The organism is Streptomyces sp. NPDC005752 (assembly GCF_040630715.1).
Taxonomy (GTDB): Bacteria; Actinomycetota; Actinomycetes; order Streptomycetales; family Streptomycetaceae; genus Streptomyces.
In genome coordinates this window covers 220,233-236,288 of record NZ_JBEXYB010000004.1, presented here as the reverse complement: position 1 = coordinate 236,288, position 16,056 = coordinate 220,233, and the positions used below count along the sequence as shown (strand labels likewise).

Annotated in this window: 14 protein-coding genes; 12 read left to right on the top strand and 2 right to left on the bottom strand. The window is 71.1% G+C overall.

Features of this window, described 5'->3' with window-relative positions:
• Positions 1-103: 103 nt before the first annotated feature.
• Genes ABZ441_RS05570 through ABZ441_RS05555 form a run of 4 tightly spaced genes read left to right on the top strand, consistent with a single transcriptional unit; the run spans position 104 to position 4,760 of the window.
• Positions 104-1,489, top strand: a complete 1,386-nt coding sequence (locus tag ABZ441_RS05570) for a DUF6716 putative glycosyltransferase (protein WP_358968741.1) — start codon at positions 104-106, stop codon at positions 1,487-1,489.
• A gap of 20 nt (positions 1,490-1,509) precedes the next feature.
• A complete protein-coding gene (locus tag ABZ441_RS05565) occupies positions 1,510-2,754 on the top strand; it encodes an acylneuraminate cytidylyltransferase (RefSeq protein WP_358968738.1) in 1,245 nt (414 codons plus the stop codon).
• Between the two features lie 12 nt (positions 2,755-2,766).
• The gene (locus ABZ441_RS05560) at positions 2,767-3,702 is read left to right on the top strand and encodes an N-acetylneuraminate synthase family protein (RefSeq protein ID WP_205018476.1); all 936 of its coding nucleotides are present in this window, start codon (positions 2,767-2,769) and stop codon (positions 3,700-3,702) included.
• 11 nt (positions 3,703-3,713) lie between these two features.
• On the top strand, positions 3,714-4,760 hold the full coding sequence (locus ABZ441_RS05555; protein ID WP_358968736.1) for a hypothetical protein: 1,047 nt from the start codon (positions 3,714-3,716) through the stop codon (positions 4,758-4,760).
• 86 nt (positions 4,761-4,846) lie between these two features.
• On the opposite strand, the gene ABZ441_RS05550 is transcribed toward ABZ441_RS05555, so the two are convergent.
• The gene (locus tag ABZ441_RS05550; protein WP_358968734.1) at positions 4,847-5,320 is read right to left on the bottom strand and encodes a hypothetical protein; all 474 of its coding nucleotides are present in this window, start codon (positions 5,318-5,320) and stop codon (positions 4,847-4,849) included.
• A gap of 61 nt (positions 5,321-5,381) precedes the next feature.
• Positions 5,382-6,164 (bottom strand): hypothetical protein, encoded by a 783-nt coding sequence (locus tag ABZ441_RS05545; RefSeq protein ID WP_358968731.1) that lies wholly within the window; start codon positions 6,162-6,164, stop codon positions 5,382-5,384.
• A 426-nt stretch (positions 6,165-6,590) separates the two neighbouring features.
• Here ABZ441_RS05545 and ABZ441_RS05540 point away from each other — a divergent pair, with 426 nt between their 5' ends.
• The 8 genes from ABZ441_RS05540 (at position 6,591) to ABZ441_RS05505 (ending at position 15,991) form a co-directional block, all read left to right on the top strand.
• On the top strand, positions 6,591-7,568 hold the full coding sequence (locus ABZ441_RS05540) for a MarR family transcriptional regulator (protein ID WP_358968729.1): 978 nt from the start codon (positions 6,591-6,593) through the stop codon (positions 7,566-7,568).
• An 81-nt stretch (positions 7,569-7,649) separates the two neighbouring features.
• On the top strand, positions 7,650-8,588 hold the full coding sequence (locus ABZ441_RS05535; RefSeq protein ID WP_358968727.1) for a MerR family transcriptional regulator: 939 nt from the start codon (positions 7,650-7,652) through the stop codon (positions 8,586-8,588).
• A 275-nt stretch (positions 8,589-8,863) separates the two neighbouring features.
• Entirely contained in the window at positions 8,864-10,078 is a 1,215-nt protein-coding gene (locus ABZ441_RS05530; RefSeq protein ID WP_358968725.1) for an amidohydrolase, read from the top strand.
• 206 nt (positions 10,079-10,284) lie between these two features.
• Complete coding sequence (locus tag ABZ441_RS05525) at positions 10,285-11,325, top strand: BMP family ABC transporter substrate-binding protein (RefSeq protein WP_358968723.1); 1,041 nt, start codon at positions 10,285-10,287, stop codon at positions 11,323-11,325.
• 253 nt (positions 11,326-11,578) lie between these two features.
• Positions 11,579-13,195, top strand: a complete 1,617-nt coding sequence (locus ABZ441_RS05520) for an ABC transporter ATP-binding protein (RefSeq protein WP_358968821.1) — start codon at positions 11,579-11,581, stop codon at positions 13,193-13,195.
• Positions 13,192-14,307 (top strand): ABC transporter permease, encoded by a 1,116-nt coding sequence (locus ABZ441_RS05515; protein ID WP_205018483.1) that lies wholly within the window; start codon positions 13,192-13,194, stop codon positions 14,305-14,307. Before ABZ441_RS05520 ends, ABZ441_RS05515 begins: the two co-directional genes overlap by 4 nt.
• Complete coding sequence (locus tag ABZ441_RS05510; protein ID WP_358968719.1) at positions 14,304-15,593, top strand: ABC transporter permease; 1,290 nt, start codon at positions 14,304-14,306, stop codon at positions 15,591-15,593. Before ABZ441_RS05515 ends, ABZ441_RS05510 begins: the two co-directional genes overlap by 4 nt.
• Positions 15,590-15,991, top strand: coding sequence for a cytidine deaminase (locus tag ABZ441_RS05505; RefSeq protein WP_358968716.1), 402 nt, complete (start codon positions 15,590-15,592; stop codon positions 15,989-15,991). Before ABZ441_RS05510 ends, ABZ441_RS05505 begins: the two co-directional genes overlap by 4 nt.
• The last annotated feature ends 65 nt before the right edge of the window (positions 15,992-16,056 follow it).

Sequence of the window (16,056 nt, the reverse complement as noted above, 5' to 3'; positions counted from 1 at the left end):
TTCCGCGCCCGGCGGTCCGAATCCCCAATCGTCGACCGGCTGTTAACCATCTGTTGCCACCACGTTGGGCCGCGCATCGAAATGGCTTCCTAGCTTTTACGACGTGCCCCCTCGTACCGATGAAACGGCCGCTCCGGCCGTCACCCCAGCAGCCGACCGTGCGGCGCTCCGCATAGCCGTGCTCGCCGACTCCGACACCCGGTGGAAATGGGGCGCGCTCACCGCGCGCCGCCTCGCCGGGTCCCCGGAGGCCGGTGCGGCCGAGCCCCCCGTCGAGATCAGCGGGCTGCTGCTGCGCGGCCGGGCCACCCCGACGCCCCGTCAGCTCGCCGAGGTGGGCGAGGTCGGGGTCGACACCGGCCGGGTGCGCGAGGTGACGGCGGTCGAGTTCCTGCACACGGTGCGGGACGAGGCCTACGACGTCGTGGTCCTCGCACTCGTCGGCGGCGCCGTCCAGGCGATGCTGCACGGCCTGGCCGCACTGGAGCTGCCCCGCAGGCCCGTCGTCGTCACGGGTTATGTCGGCGTCGTCTACGAGAAGCTCGCCGACGGGCTCCTGCTGCGCCACGGAGCGGACGTCGTCCTCGCCAACTCCCGCCACGACAGCGCGCGTTTCCGTGCGGTGTACGAAGGGGTGGGAGCCGACGCCCAGTCCGTCACGGAGGCCGCCCTGCCGTTCCTCGGCGGGGAGCCGCACCGGGCGGAGGAGGGCCGCGACACCGTCGTGTTCGCCGCCCAGCCCTCCGTACCGGCGTCCCGCGCCGACCGTATGTACCTGCTGCGCCGGCTCGTCGAGCACGCCCGGCTGCACCCCGGCCGCGAGGTGCTCCTGAAGCTGCGTTCCAAGCCGGGTGAGCACACCACGCACATCGAGGAACTGCCCTACCAGCGCCTCGCGGAGCGCATCCCCGGCGGCCTGCCGCCCAACTTCCGCCTCGTCTACGGGCACATGGGCGAGGTCCTGGACCGCACCGACCTGCTGGTCACCGTGTCCTCGACGGCCGCGCTGGAGTCCCTGCACCGGCGGATCCCGACCGCGGTCCTCTCCGACCTCGGCGTCCGTGAGGCCCTCGGAAACCACCACTTCATCGGATCGGGACTGATCACGTCCTGGGACCACCTCGACGGCGGCCTCCGCCCGGAGCCCGACGCGGAGTGGCTCGCCGGTCAGGGCGTCGCCGCCGACGGCACGTACGGCGCCGCCTACGACACCGCCCGCGCCCGGGTCGCGGCGTTGCTGGCCGCCGGGCCGCTGCCCCGCATCGCCCCCTACTACACGCCCGCCACCGCGCCGGGATACCTCCCCGGCATCCTCGCCCGCTACCACCTGGGCCTCGACGGCCGGCCGCTGCCGGGCGCCGTCACGCCCGACGGGACGGGCCGGGTCCGGGGCGCGGTCCGCGAGACCGTGCGCAACGCGGCGCGCGGCGCCTACCGCCACGGCGTCCAGCGGATCGCCCCCGTGATCCGGCGGATGGGCGAGCTGTGACCACTGATTCAGGAGCAACCATGACCCCGCGCCCCACCGTGCTCGCCGTGATCCCCGCCCGCGGCGGATCCAAGGGCGTGCCCGCCAAGAACCTCGCCCGGATCGGCGGCGTCCCGCTCGTCGCACGGGCCGTCCGCGCCTGCCTCGCCTCACCCGAGGTCACGGACGTCGTCGTCACCACCGACGACCCGGCCATCGCCGCCGCGGCCAGGGCCGCGGGCGAGGCACTGGGGGAGGACGCCCGGCTGCACTGCGTACAGCGCCCCGCCGCCATCGCCGGTGACAAGGCGACCAGCGAGGACGCGGTCCTGCACGCCCTGCACACCTACGAGGCGACGTCGCACGGCCGGAAGGCCGACGTGGTGCTCCTGGTCCAGTGCACGAGCCCCTTCATCACCCGCGAGGACATCGACGGTGTCGCCGCCGCGGTCGCCCGTGACGGCGCCGACACCGCCGTCACGGTGGCCCCCTTCCACGGCTTCGTGTGGCGCGACGGCAGCCCGGCCGAGGACGACACCCACGGCGTCAACCACGACAAGTCCGTACGCCCCCGACGCCAGGACCGTCCCCAGGACTACCTGGAGACCGGCGCCGCGTACGCCATGGACGTCGAGGGCTTCCGCACCCACCGCCACCGCTTCTTCGGTCACACGGCGCTCGTGCACACCGACCCCGCCAGGGTCCTGGAGATCGACGACCCGCACGACCTGGCCCGCGCCCGCGCCCTCGCGCCGCTCCTGGACCCCTCCCCGTTCCCCACCCGGGCGGACGTCGACGCCGTCGTCCTCGACTTCGACGGCACGCAGACCGACGACCGTGTCCTCATCGACTCCGACGGCCGCGAGATCGTCGCCGTGCACCGCGGCGACGGACTCGGTGTCGCCGCCATGCGCAGGGCCGGCCTGCCGATCCTGATCCTCTCCACGGAACAGAACCCGGTCGTCGCCGCCCGCGCCCGCAAACTCCAGGTCCCGGTCCTGCACGGCATCGACCGCAAGGACCTGGCGCTCAAGCAGTGGTGCGAGGAGCACTCCGTCGCTCCCGACCGCGTGCTCTACGTCGGCAACGACGTCAACGACCTGGCCTGCTTCGGCCTGGCGGGCTGGCCCGTCGCCGTGGCGAACGCCCACGACTCGGTGCGCGCCGCCGCGCGCGCCGTGACCACCAGTCCCGGTGGCTCCGGCGCCATCCGCGAGATCGCGGCCTGGCTCCTGGGCCCCACCCTCACCCGCTCCACCGAAACCCCCGAAGCCCCCACCAAGTAAGGAAGCACCACCATGAGCAACACCTCCCGCCTGCGCACGTTCGGCACCCGCACCGCCGGCCCCGGCCACCCCGTCTACGTCACCGGCGAGATCGGCATCAACCACAACGGCGACCTCGACAACGCCCTCGCGCTGATCGACGCGGCTGCCGAAGCCGGCTGCGACGCCGTGAAGTTCCAGAAGCGCACCCCGGAGATCTGCACCCCGCGCGACCAGTGGGACATCGAGCGCGACACCCCCTGGGGCCGGATGACGTACATCGACTACCGTCACCGCGTCGAGTTCGGCGAGGCCGAGTACACCGCCATCGCCGAGCACTGCGCCAAGCGCGGCATCGACTGGTTCGCCTCCCCGTGGGACACCGAGGCCGTCGCCTTCCTGGAGAAGTTCGACGTGCCCGCGCACAAGGTCGCCTCGGCCTCCCTGACGGACGACGAGCTGCTCCGCGCGCTGCGTGCCACCGGCCGCACCGTCATCCTCTCCACGGGCATGTCGACGCCGAAGCAGATCCGTCACGCGGTCGAGGTCCTCGGCAGCGACAACATCCTGCTCTGCCACGCCACCTCGACGTACCCGGCGAAGGCCGAGGAGCTCAACCTGCGGGTCATCAACACCCTGCAGCAGGAGTTCCCGAACGTCCCGATCGGCTACAGCGGCCACGAGACCGGCCTGCAGACGACCCTCGCCGCCGTCGCCCTGGGTGCCGCCTTCGTCGAGCGCCACATCACCCTGGACCGCGCCATGTGGGGCTCCGACCAGGCCGCATCCGTCGAGCCGCAGGGCCTCACGCGCCTCGTCCGCGACATCCGCACCATCGAGGCGTCGCTCGGTGACGGTGTCAAGAAGGTGTACGAGTCGGAGCTCGGCCCGATGAAGAAGCTCCGCCGGGTCGCGGGCGTCGTCGCCGAGAACGAGAACGCGCCGGCCGCCGAGCCGGTCGCGGTCTGACGGGCCGACCGGTGAACCTCGCCTTCGTCGAGAGCCCGGTCCAGCTCCTGAACGTCCTGGAGTGGACCCACACCCGGGGAGGAACCGACACCACGATCGTCGTCCTCCCCCCGGTCGACCCGATGTCGCGCGGACAGCTGCGCAGGATGGCGGAGCTGGCCCGCGACGAGGGCATCACCGTCCGCTGGCAGGAGGCGCGCGGGGAGACCGGCGCGCCTCTCAAGGCCCTGCGGGCGCTGACCGGCCTGATCCGCAAGGCCGACCGCATCGTCATCGGGGACCCGTTCTCCCGGTACGTGCAACTCCTCCTCAGCCTGGTCCGCACCCGCCGGATCACGGTCGTCGACGACGGCACCGCCACCATGGAGTTCGTCGCCCAACTGGCGCGCGGCGAACGCCTGGTGCGCTGGCACCGCCGGGGCGGCGGAGGCCCGCGGGAACTGCTCCTGGCCCCCGTCACCTCCAGGGCCCGCCGCAGCTTCACTCCGTCGGCGACCCGCACGGTCGAGGTGTTCACCGCGATGCCGGTGGACGCTCCCGAGGGCATCGAGGTCCAGGCGAACACCTTCGCCTGGACCCGGGAACGCTTCGGCCCGCCCCTCATCACCAAGGGCGCCGACCTGGTCGGTACCTCCCTGGTGGAGACGGGCGTGGTCGACCCCGTCCCGTACCAGGAGGCGGTCACCGCGCTGGCCCGGACCCACGGCGCGACCCGCTACTTCGCCCACCGCCGCGAGTCCGCGGACAAGCTCCACGCCCTGGAGGCCGCCACCGGCCTGGAGATCGTCCGCCCCGACCTTCCCCTGGAACTCATCGCCCGCAGAGGCCCCATCGGCCACACGGTCCTCAGCTTCCCCTCCACCGTGGTCCACACCCTCCCGCTTGCCCTGGTGGGGACGGGCGTGAAGGTCGCGGTGTGCGACATAGCGCCGGAATGGCTCCGCGACACGGCGTCCCCGCGCGCACAGGGCTTCCTGAGCGGCGTCACCGAGACGGCCAAGGACGTGCAGCGGCTGGCGCCCTGGCGCGCCACGGCGGTGGCGGCGGCGGAGGGCTGAGGAAGGTCCACCCCTCGCCCCGGTGCCGCCGGCCGACTGCCCCCTTCCGGAGCCGGGCGTGGCTTCGAAGCCGGCCCTTCGAATCCTCAGCCCCGCCGGTGGACCTCCGGGTCGCAGGCAGGGCCGACCGGGGCGCGGAGTCCCGCGGGGCGCAGGCTCCAGACGACATCACGGATCGCGGACGCATCGGGCGGTCCGTCCTCGTCGTCCTGGTGCCGGTCGACGACGACGCGCCCGCACTGCACGTATCCCGTGCCGCTGCGGGATTGCAGACCGACCACCAGACGGGTGTCCCGCCATTCCGGCGGGACGCCGGAGCTCTCGTAGACGCGGGAGAACTCGGAGTCGTCGACCGCGTGGATTTCGAGGTCCTCGTACCGCTTCACGAGCTGCATGGCGTCGACCGCTTCGAAGTGGAGGTCGAGACGGGATTCCTCCACGCCGTCCATGCGGGACCGCAGCAACAGGTGGGAGTGGGCCACTCCGTAGCGCCAGACACGGAAGGTCCGGCCGAACCGGTGGAGGAGGGTGGTCGGTTCGCCTTGCGCACTGCTGGTCAACTGGATGCCGCCTCTGCGTCGATGAATGCCTTCACGAACGTGCGCGCGGGAGAGGCCGTACTCAGTTCGCGTTCTCCCGGGCAGGGCCGTCGCCGGCCGCAGCGCCCCCGCCCGGTCCGTCACCGGACGCAGCGCCCCCGCCTCCTCGCACCGCCCGCCGCTCCACGCTCCAGCGCCTGAACGCGAGGGCGAAGGCGATCCCGGCGAGCAGCGCGGGCGCGGCGGACTGTGCCGTCAGCGACGCCAGCCAGTCGGGGTTCATGCGCTCCGTCATGCCGCTGGTGTACTGGCAGGTCGCCTGGGGCGGGAGGAAGCTGTACTCCAGCGTCCTGGGCGCGTGGAACCCCCAGTCCGCGCCCGCCGCGCAGGCCGAGGACGGGCCCGCGAGCAGTTTCCAGCCGGCCAGCGCGTACAGCAGGAGGAACGCGGAGCCGGTGACGGAGAACGCCGTCGCCGTACGGCGGAGCTTCCCGGCCCTGGACATCGGCGTCACGAGGCGGCCGCCGGGGCGTGGATCGAGGCATTCGGCGAGCAGGGCCACGAACATGCAGACCACCACGACCGACAAGCTGACCCAGAGCAGGGAGCCGAGCACGTCCCGGCCTCCGACGGACATGACGTCCCCGCCCTGGAACTCGCAGACGGTGGACGGTGGAAACGCCTGGTACCGCACGTCCCGGAGTCTGCCCGGCCCCTCGACCAGCCCGTGCATGCACCGTTCGTCGAATTCGAGCATGCCGAACACGGCGACCGCCGAGGCAGCCGTCAGCACGGTGAACGAGATTCCCGCCGCAGTCCACAGGCCCCCCGTGCGGTAACCGCTGTGCACACTCACGTTGGACATGTGCGCAGAGTAATCGAACGCGGCACCTGTCCCCGCCTGATTGTCCGAGCTCGTCGGGTGCCATCCGTCCGCACCGCGCCCCGAGGCCCGAAGCTCGACTCCCGGACTTCGGGCGCCGGGACCGCCCGGTTTGACTCGTTCGGGGGTATGGAGGCGGGTGCGGGCCCGAAGCTCGAGCTTCGGGATCCGGGGGTCGGGAGCCGGGCGTCGGGACCCGAGGCGTGTAGTCAACCGGTGGGGAAAAGAAGGTTGGTAGAAACCCTCCCCACCCTCCCTGACCCGTAACGGCCAGCAAGTATGACTAATCGTGACCAGCTTGCGGCGCAACGTCACGCATGCTTACGGTGCCCACAACTGAACGACCCCGACATGGTGTTAGAGCACCGGGCCGGGGTCTCACCCCAAGATCGAATGGAAGCCGATCTCGTGGCTACGCAGCACATTAGCTCCGCCCTGCGCGCCCTTGCACCCCTCTCCCGCCCGTACGCGAAGGCCAATCCGGGCTACGGAAAGCGCTCCGCGCCCGGCCAACGCCCGCCGGTACCTGACGACTTCGCCCTGCTGCCGGAGCGTGAGCGGTACGTCGCCGGTTACGTCGACCACCTGCCCGACGGGGCTGCCATGGACATCAAGTCCCTGGCCAAGTCCCTCCCCCTGTACGGGCAGATGGCCGTCGGCAGTGCGCTGAGGGCCCTGGGCGTGGCCGGGCACCTGCGCCACGTACGGTGCCCCGCCGACGCGGGCGGTGGCCAGATCCGCTGGATCACCCGCACCTACTGGTCCCGTACGGCCCGCGACAACGAGTGGTGGACCACTTTCCTCGGCGCCGTCCCCGCGGCCCCGTCCGCCCCCGCGGCTGCGTCCCCCGCCGTACCGCAGCAGCGGGCCCAGGAGCCGGAGCCCGCCCCCGTGCCGGAGAAGGCCCCGCGAGAGGCCCCGGAAGACGGGCCCTCGCCCGCCTACCTCGCCCTGGCCCGGCTGGGCCGGGCCGATGCCCGCCTCGCCCTCTCCGCCACGGACTGCGCCGCGCTGGAGGAGGCTGCCGCAGCCTGGCTCGCACGCGGCGTGAACGCCGAGTACCTGGTCCGGACACTCACGGCTGGGCTCCCGGCGGCAGTGGACTCTCCGGTCGGGTTCGTCCGGCGCAGGCTCCGCGACAAGCTCCCGCCCCTGCTGCCCGCCTCTCCCGCCCCGGACGCACCGGGCGCGCCCCAGCGCCGCCCCATGGTCGAGTGCACGCAGTGCGGAGCCCCCGGCCGTCCCGAGGCGCTCCCCGACGGCCTCTGCCGCTCCTGCCGCACCTGCGCTGCTTCGGCCGGGACCACGAACGCCCCCGAGCCGCCCGCCGAGCGCGATGTGGCGGCGCACGTGGGCACCCTCCGTGAGCTGCTCAGGCTGCCCTGACCGCCGGGACACGGAAGCGCACGGATCTCGCGCCCCCGGGCGCTTGAGTTTCCAGTGGCTGGAAGGTCCAGGATCTCGCACATGGAAGACGAACGCCCCGACCTGCTCACCATCGGCCGGCTCGCACACCGCACCGGACTTCCGGCGCGCACCCTGCGCTTCTGGTCGGACGAGGGAGTGGTGCCGCCCGTGGCCCGCTCCGCGAGCGGCTACCGGCTGTACGACGCCGAGTCCGTGGCCCGCGTGGAGCTGGTCCGCACCCTGCGGGAGCTGGGCCTCGGGCTGGACGACGTGTGCCGCGTCCTGAGCGGCCGCACCACGGTCGCCGAGGTCGCCGACGCGCATGTCGCCGCGCTCGACGCGCAGATCCGCTCCCTCAGGCTGAGCCGGGCCGTCCTGTCCACCGTGTCGAAACGTGGTTCGACCCCTGAGGAGACAGCACTGATGAACCGGTTGGCGCGGCTTTCCGCCGCCGAACGCAAACAGATCATCGACGAGTTCAAGGAGGACGTCTTCGGCGGTCTCGACGTCGAACCGCACCTGCGTGAGCGCATGGGAGCCTTGAGCATCGAACTGCCCGACGACCCCACACCCGAGCAGGTCGACGCCTGGATCGAACTGGCCGAGCTGGTACGGGAGCCGGTGTTCCGCGCCCGGATGCGCACCATGCTGGAGCTGAGCACCCCGGCCCCCGGGCGGAGGCGTCCCCCCGGGGCGTCCATCTGGTGGGCCAGGCAGGTCGTGCAGATCGTCGCGGAGGTCAGAGGGCGCGGGGTCGCCCCAGACGGGCCGGCGGCGGCCGAAGTGCTGTCCGGGCTGTTCGGCGACGCCGACCGGGCCGCCGTGCTGTTGTGCCTGGAGGCCGGGATCGAGGCGGGGGCGGAGCGCTACCGCGGGCTCGTCGCCCGGGTGCGCGGACAGTACGCGTCTCCCGACGCGACCGAGGAGCTGGAGTGGCTGGCGCGGGCCCTGCGTGCCGCTGACCGGGCCTCGCCGGCCGTACCGACCCCCGCGGAGTGAGGCGAGCTGTCATGGCGGCCGTCGTCACGCGGGGCGGTCAGCGGGTGGTGCCGCCCGACGGGCGCCTCCGCAGCGACCGGGGTCATCAGCCGCTCGAGCGCGTCGGCCACCCGCTCACAGGCGTCCCGCGCGCTTGCGTGAGCCCGGTGAGCGGGCGAGTTTACCCACCGCAGCGCGTCGTCACACGCCGCAGCGTCGTCCTATGTTCCTCTAAGCGGCTGAACTTTTGTTGATCTGTGGCCAGTTGTGGGTGCCAGGGGCCTACCCTTGACTAGGTGAACCAGTTGAAGTCCCGTGCGCCCCACGCCGAGGCCGTCCTGCCCGGCGCCCTGCCCGACGACCTGCGTGCCGAGCTCATCGCCTTCCGCCGCGATCTGCACATGCACCCGGAGCTCGGCAACCAGGAGTTCCGTACCACCGCGGCCATCAAGGCCCGGTTGGAGAAGGCGGGGCTGGAACCTCAGGTGCTGCCAGGCGGCACGGGGCTCGTCTGTGACGTGGGGGAGTGGGACGGCGTGACGCCCATGCTGGCGTTGCGGGGCGACATCGACGCGCTGCCGATCCCTGACACCAAGGCGGGCGTCTCCTACCGGTCCACCGTGCCCGACCGCGCGCACGCCTGCGGGCACGACGTCCACACGAGCTGCGTCCTGGGCGCGGGGCTCGTCCTCAGCCAGCTGGACCGGCAGGGTGTGCTGCCGCGTCCGGTGCGGCTGCTGTTCCAGCCCGCCGAGGAGGTTCTGCCCGGGGGTGCCACCGACGCAGTCGCCGCCGGGGTGCTGGAAGGGGTGGGGCGGATCATCGGGGTGCACTGCGACCCCAAGGTCGACGTGGGCCGGATCGGGCTCCGGATCGGGCCGATCACCTCGGCCTGCGACCGGCTGGAGGTCACCCTCGACGGACCCGGCGGGCACACCGCACGGCCGCACCTCACCACGGACCTGGTCACCGCCGCCGCACGGGTCGCCACCGACGTCCCCGCGCTGCTCGCCCGCCGCGTGGACGCACGGGCCGGGCTGGCGCTCACCTGGGGGCGGCTCCAGACGGGGCACGCGCCCAACGTCATCCCGCAGCACGCCGAGCTGTCCGGCACGGTGCGCTGCCTCGATCTGGAGAGCTGGCGGCAGGCACCCGATCTGGTGCACGCGGCGATCGACGAAGTGGCCGCAATGCACGGGGCCAAGACGGTGATCGACTACGTCCGTGGTGTGCCGCCCGTGGTGAACGAGGCCGAGACGATCGGTCTCCTCGACGCCGCCATGACCATCCGCCGCGGATCGTATGCGATCGAGGACACCGAACAGAGCCTGGGTGGAGAGGACTTCTCCTGGTACCTGGAGAAGATCCCGGGCGCCATGGCGAGGCTCGGCGTGCGGGCTCCCGGCGACACCCGTGGTCTGGACCTGCACCGGGGCGACTTCGACGTGGACGAGGAGGCGATCACGGTGGGCGTGGAGCTGTTCACCGCTGCCGCGCTGCTGGACGCCTGACCAGGGAGGGAGCGGGACGCGGACGCCCCCCGGACCACGTCGCGTTCCCTGTCCGTAACGACTTGTGACCGGACAGGACATCTTCTGTTCGCGACGATCCGATAACGGCTTCCGTACGGGTCCTTATCTGACATCTACGCGCGTTACGATCGCCGCGAAACCAGCGCCGGAAGAGGCGCTTCGGTCAGGTTTGAAGGAGCCTTCCCTTGCGCCGCGTATCCAAGATCGCTGCTGCGTGTACCGTTTCCGCGGCTCTCGCCTTCACCGCTACCGCCTGCGGTGAATCGTCCACCGAGAGCACCGGTTCCGACAAGGACCAGATGAAGATCGGCATGGCCTACGACGTCGGCGGCCGAGGCGACAACTCGTTCAACGACTCCGCCGCCCGCGGCCTGGACAAGGCCAAGGCCGAGTACGACGCCGAGACCAAGGAGCTCACCGCCAAGAGCGGCGAGACCCCGGCCGACCGTGAGCAGCGTCTGGCGTCGCTCGCCGAGGGCGGCTACAACCCGGTGATCGGTGTCGGCTTCGCCTACCAGGCCGCGATCGACAAGGTCGCCAAGTCGCACCCCGACACCACGTTCGGCCTGATCGACTCGGTCTCCGAGGCCAAGAACGTGGCCTCCATCGTCTTCACCGAGGAGCAGGGCTCCTACCTCGCCGGTGTCGCGGCGGCACTGAAGTCGAAGGACGGTCAGGTCGGCTTCATCGGCGGCGTCGACCTCCCGCTGATCAAGAAGTTCGCGGCCGGCTTCCAGCAGGGCGTCACGGACACGAACCCGAAGGCCAAGGTTCAGATCCAGTACCTGTCCACCGGTTCCGACCTGTCCGGTTTCGGCAGCCCCGACAAGGGCGAGGCCGCCGCCAAGGGCATGCTCGACAAGGGCGCGGACGTGGTCTTCGCCGCGGCGGGCGGCTCCGGCGCCGGTGCGATCGAGGCCGTCGCGGGCAAGAAGGGCGCCTGGTCCATCGGCGTCGACTCCGACCAGGCCAAGGACCCGGCCCTCTCGAAGTACGCCGACACGATCATGACGTCGGTCGTGAAGAACGTCGACAGCGGCGTCTACGACCTGGTGACGTCCGTCAAGGACGGCAAGCCGCTCACCGGCACGCAGTCCTTCTCGCTGGCCGAGGACGGTGTCAGCCTGACCACCACGGGTGACCACCTCAAGGACGTACAGGCCAAGATCGACGAGGCGAAGAAGAAGATCGCCGACGGCTCGATCAAGGTCAAGACCACGGTCTGACCGGCCCACCGGGACCGGGGTCCGCAGGCGCGGTTTCCGCCGCGCCTGCGGACCCCGGTTCACGTATACCTCCGGGCCGGGGACCCTCGGCGTGTGTCGGTATCCTGCCCTGGTCCGCCACCCTTCGCAGGGTGGCCAACGATTCGGCGACGCTACGCGCGTAGTGTCCGCCGGGCGCGGTAGTTTTCGCCACCGGTCCCCGCGCTGTGTCCGTACATCGCCCGCCCTCCGCTCCTGCCAAGGAGAGTGCGCCATCAAAGCGTCCAGCAGTCCTCATGCCGTAGAGCTTCGCGGCATCACCAAACGGTTCCCCGGCGTCGTGGCCAACCACGACATCGACATCACGGTGAGCCGCGGTACCGTCCACGCCCTCGTCGGTGAGAACGGCGCCGGTAAGTCCACCCTGATGAAGATCCTTTACGGGATGCAGAAGCCTGACGAGGGCACCATCTCGGTGGATGGTGAACTGGTCTCGTTCGGCAGCCCGGGCGACGCCATCGGCCGCGGCATCGGCATGGTGCACCAGCACTTCATGCTCGCCGACTACCTCACGGTCCTCGAGAACGTCGTTCTCGGCTCCGAGAAGCTGCACGGCATCGGGGACAGGGCGCGGGCGAAGATCAAGGAGATCTCCGACGCGTACGGCCTCGGTGTCCGCCCCGACGCGGTCGTCGAGGACCTCGGAGTCGCCGACCGCCAGCGGGTGGAGATCCTCAAGGTCCTCTACCGCGGCGCCCGCACCCTGATCCTCGACGAGCCCACGGCGGTCCTCGTGCCGCAGGAGGTCGACGCCCTCTTCGACAACCTGCGTGAGCTGAAGGCCGAGGGCCTCACCGTCATCTTCATCTCCCACAAGCTGGGCGAGGTGCTGTCGGTCGCCGACGAGATCACCGTGATCCGGCGAGGTACGACGGTGGGTACGGCCGACCCCGCGCACACCACCAGCAAGCAGCTCGCGGAGCTGATGGTGGGCAGTGAACTCCCGTCGCCCGAGACCCGGGAGTCCACCGTCACCGACACCCCGATGCTGACGGTGGAGGACCTGCGGCTGACGGCCACCGACCCCGACGGTGTGGTGCGCGCCGTGCTCGACGGCATCACCTTCACGATCCACAAGGGCGAAGTGCTCGGCATCGCGGGCGTCGAGGGCAACGGCCAGTCCGAACTCGTCGACGCCATCATGGGCATGCGCACCCTCGACACCGGTTCGCTCACGCTCGACGGCGCCGACATCTCCCGGGCGGCCACCCGCAAGCGCCGCGAGGACGGCATGGGGGTCATCCCCGAGGACCGGCACCGGCACGGCCTTCTCCTGGACGCACCGCTCTGGGAGAACCGCATGCTGGGCCACGTCACCGAGAAGCCCAACAGCAAGGGCGCCTTCCTCGACCTCAAGGCGGCGCGCGCCGACACCGAGCGGATCGTGCGCGAGTACGACGTCCGCACCCCCGGCATCGAGGTCACCGCGGCCTCGCTCTCCGGCGGCAACCAGCAGAAGCTGATCGTCGGCCGCGAGATGAGCCACCACCCCAAGCTGCTGATCGCCGCACATCCCACGCGAGGCGTCGACGTCGGCGCGCAGGCGCAGATCTGGGACCAGATCCGCGAAGCGCGCCACGAAGGCCTCGCCGTCCTGCTGATCTCCGCCGACCTCGACGAGCTCATCGGGCTCTCCGACACGCTGCGCGTCATGTACCGCGGCATGCTCGTGGCCGACGCCGACCCGGCGGCCGTGACCCCCGAGGAGCTGGGCTCCGCGATGACCGGAGCGGCTGCCGGCCACCTGGAATCACCGGGCGGCACGGGCAGCGAGGACTCCGGGGCCGACCGCTCCGAAACCGACCCCCGGCACGGGGGAGAGGACCGATGAAGAAGTTCGACAAGGAGCGGCTGCTCCTGGGGATCGCCGCCCCCCTGCTCGCGATCGTGGTCGCGTTCCTGGTCACCGCTCTGGTGCTCGCCGCCACCGGCAAGGAACCGTTCAGCGCCTTCGGCATCATGTTCGACTACGGGCTGAAGTCGGACAGCCAGGTCTACATCCTCAACAAGGGGACGACCTACTACCTCGCAGGTCTCGCGGTCGCCATCGGCTTCCGCATGAACCTCTTCAACATCGGCGTCGACGGCCAGTACCGCCTCGCCGCCTTCTTCGCCGCCGCACTCGGCGGTGCGCTGACCCTGCCGGGCGCCCTGCAGATCCCGCTGATCATCCTCACCGCGATGATCGTCGGTGCGATGTGGGCCGGAATCGCCGGTCTCCTGAAGGTCACCCGCGGAGTCAGCGAGGTCGTCTCGACGATCATGCTGAACTCCATCGCCACGGCGATCATCGGCTACCTCCTCCAGCAGGGCCGTCTGGGGCACCTCGACAAGGCGGGTACGAAGGTATCCACCACCCCGATCCCCGAGTCCTCGCACTTCTTCGAGTTCCCGACCACGCCGACGCCCGTCTGGGGCTTCATCGTCGTCGCGGTCGTCGCCGGATTCGCCTACTGGTTCACGCTCGGCCGCACCCGGTTCGGCTTCGATCTCCGTACGGTCGGACAGTCCGGTTCGGCCGCCGAGGCCAGCGGTGTCGACGTCAAGAAGATGGTCGTCACCTCCATGCTGATCTCCGGAGGTATGGCCGGCCTGATCGGCATGCCGACGCTGCTCAACGACAGCTACGAGTACAGCGGCGACTTCCCGGTCGGCATCGGCTTCACCGGGATCGCCATCGCGCTCCTCGGCCGTAACCACCCCGTCGGCATCGCACTCGGCGCGCTGCTCTGGGGCTTCCTGGAGCGCGGAACCGGCAAGCTCGAATTCGAGGGCTACGACAAGGAGATCGTCGGCGTCATCCAGGGCGTCATCGTCCTCTGCGTCGTCATCGCCTACGAAGTCGTCCGCCGGTACGGCCTCAAGCGTCAGCAGAGCAGGGTCGGCGCGGAACTCGCCGCCAAGGCCGCTCGTAACTCCGACCAGCAGGAGGTGTCGGCGTGAGCGCCACGGCGACTTCCACCCCGCCGCCCGCGGCCCCCAAGGTCTCCGGCGGCAAGGGCGGCCGCACCCGCTTCAGTTTCCCCGTCGTCCTGCTGATCATCGCGGGTGCCCTGCTCGCGCTGTCCGCCGTGCGGTCCGTCACCGGGGCCCAGGACGTCACCTCGGCCGGCCAGATCAGCGCGGCCCTCGCGATGGCCGTGCCGATCGGTCTCGCCGGTCTCGGCGGCCTCTGGTCCGAGCGGGCCGGTGTGGTCAACATCGGCCTCGAGGGCATGATGATCCTCGGCACCTTCTTCGGTGCCTGGGCCGGCTGGCAGACCGATCCCTGGATCGGTGTGCTGGCGGGTGTCGTGGGCGGCATGCTCGGAGGCCTGCTGCACGCGTTCGCGACCGTCACGTTCGGCGTGGACCACATCATCTCCGGCATCGCCATCAACATCCTGGCGCTGGGCTTCACGACCTACTTCGCCAAGCTCTGGTTCAACACCGGTGACGCGGCGGAGAAGGGCGGCAGCCCCAAGCAGTCCCCGCCCGCCGACAGCATCACCCAGTTCACGGTGCCCGGCCTCTCGGACTGGCTGCACTCGGTCGAAGTGCACCACTGGTTCTTCGTCTCCGACCTCGCGGGCATCCTCGGCGGACTCGTCACCCACGTCTCGCTGCTGACCCTGGTGGCCGCGGGGCTCTTCGTCGGCACCTTCTTCGTCCTGTGGCGGACCGCCTTCGGCCTGCGCCTGCGCTCCTGCGGCGAGAACCCGGTCGCGGCGGAGTCCCTCGGCGTGAACGTCTACCGATACAAGTACATCGCCGTGATCATCTCCGGAGGCCTGGCCGGTCTCGGTGGCGCCTTCCTCTCCCTGGTCACCTCGCACATCTACAACGAGGGACAGACCGGCGGTCGCGGCTACATCGGTCTCGCCGCGATGATCTTCGGTAACTGGCGGCCCGGCGGACTCGCCATGGGCGCCGGGCTGTTCGGCTTCGCCGACGCCCTCCAGCTGCGCAACGGCGGTGAGTCCGTCCACGCGCTGCTCCTGCTGCTCGTGGTGATGCTGGCCGTCCTCGCGGGCTGGAAGCTCTACCGCAAGCGCTTCGTCCCCGGTGTCATCAGCGCGGTCATCGCGGCCGCGGTGCTGGTCTGGTACCTGTCCACCGACACGGTGCCCACCGAGTTCGTCAGCGCCACCCCCTACGTCGTCACCCTCCTCGTGCTGTCCCTCTCCGCGCAGCGCCTGCGCATGCCGAAGGCGGACGGCATGCGCTACCGGAAGGGGCAGGGCAAGTGACGGCCGACGCGGCACCCGTCGACTGGGAGAAGCTGCGCGAGGCCGCCCGGGACGCGATGTCCCGGGCGTACGCCCCGTACTCCGGCTACCCGGTCGGCGTCGCGGCCCTCGTCGACGACGGCCGCACGATCACCGGATGCAACGTCGAGAACGCCTCGTACGGCATCGGCCTGTGCGCCGAGTGCGGGCTGGTCTCGCAGCTCGCCGCCACGGGCGGGGGGCGGCTCACCCACTTCACCTGCGTGGACGGCGCCGGCGCGGTGCTCGTGCCGTGCGGACGGTGCCGTCAGCTGCTGTACGAGTTCGGTGGTCCCGAGCTCGTGCTGGAGACCCCGCAGGGTCTCCGCACGCTCGACGAGATGCTGCCGCAGGCCTTCGGGCCGCAGAACCTCGGGTAGTTCCCCCACCGCCACCCCGTTCCCGGGCCCGGCCCACCCGGCCCGCCCGGAGAACGGGGTGGCGG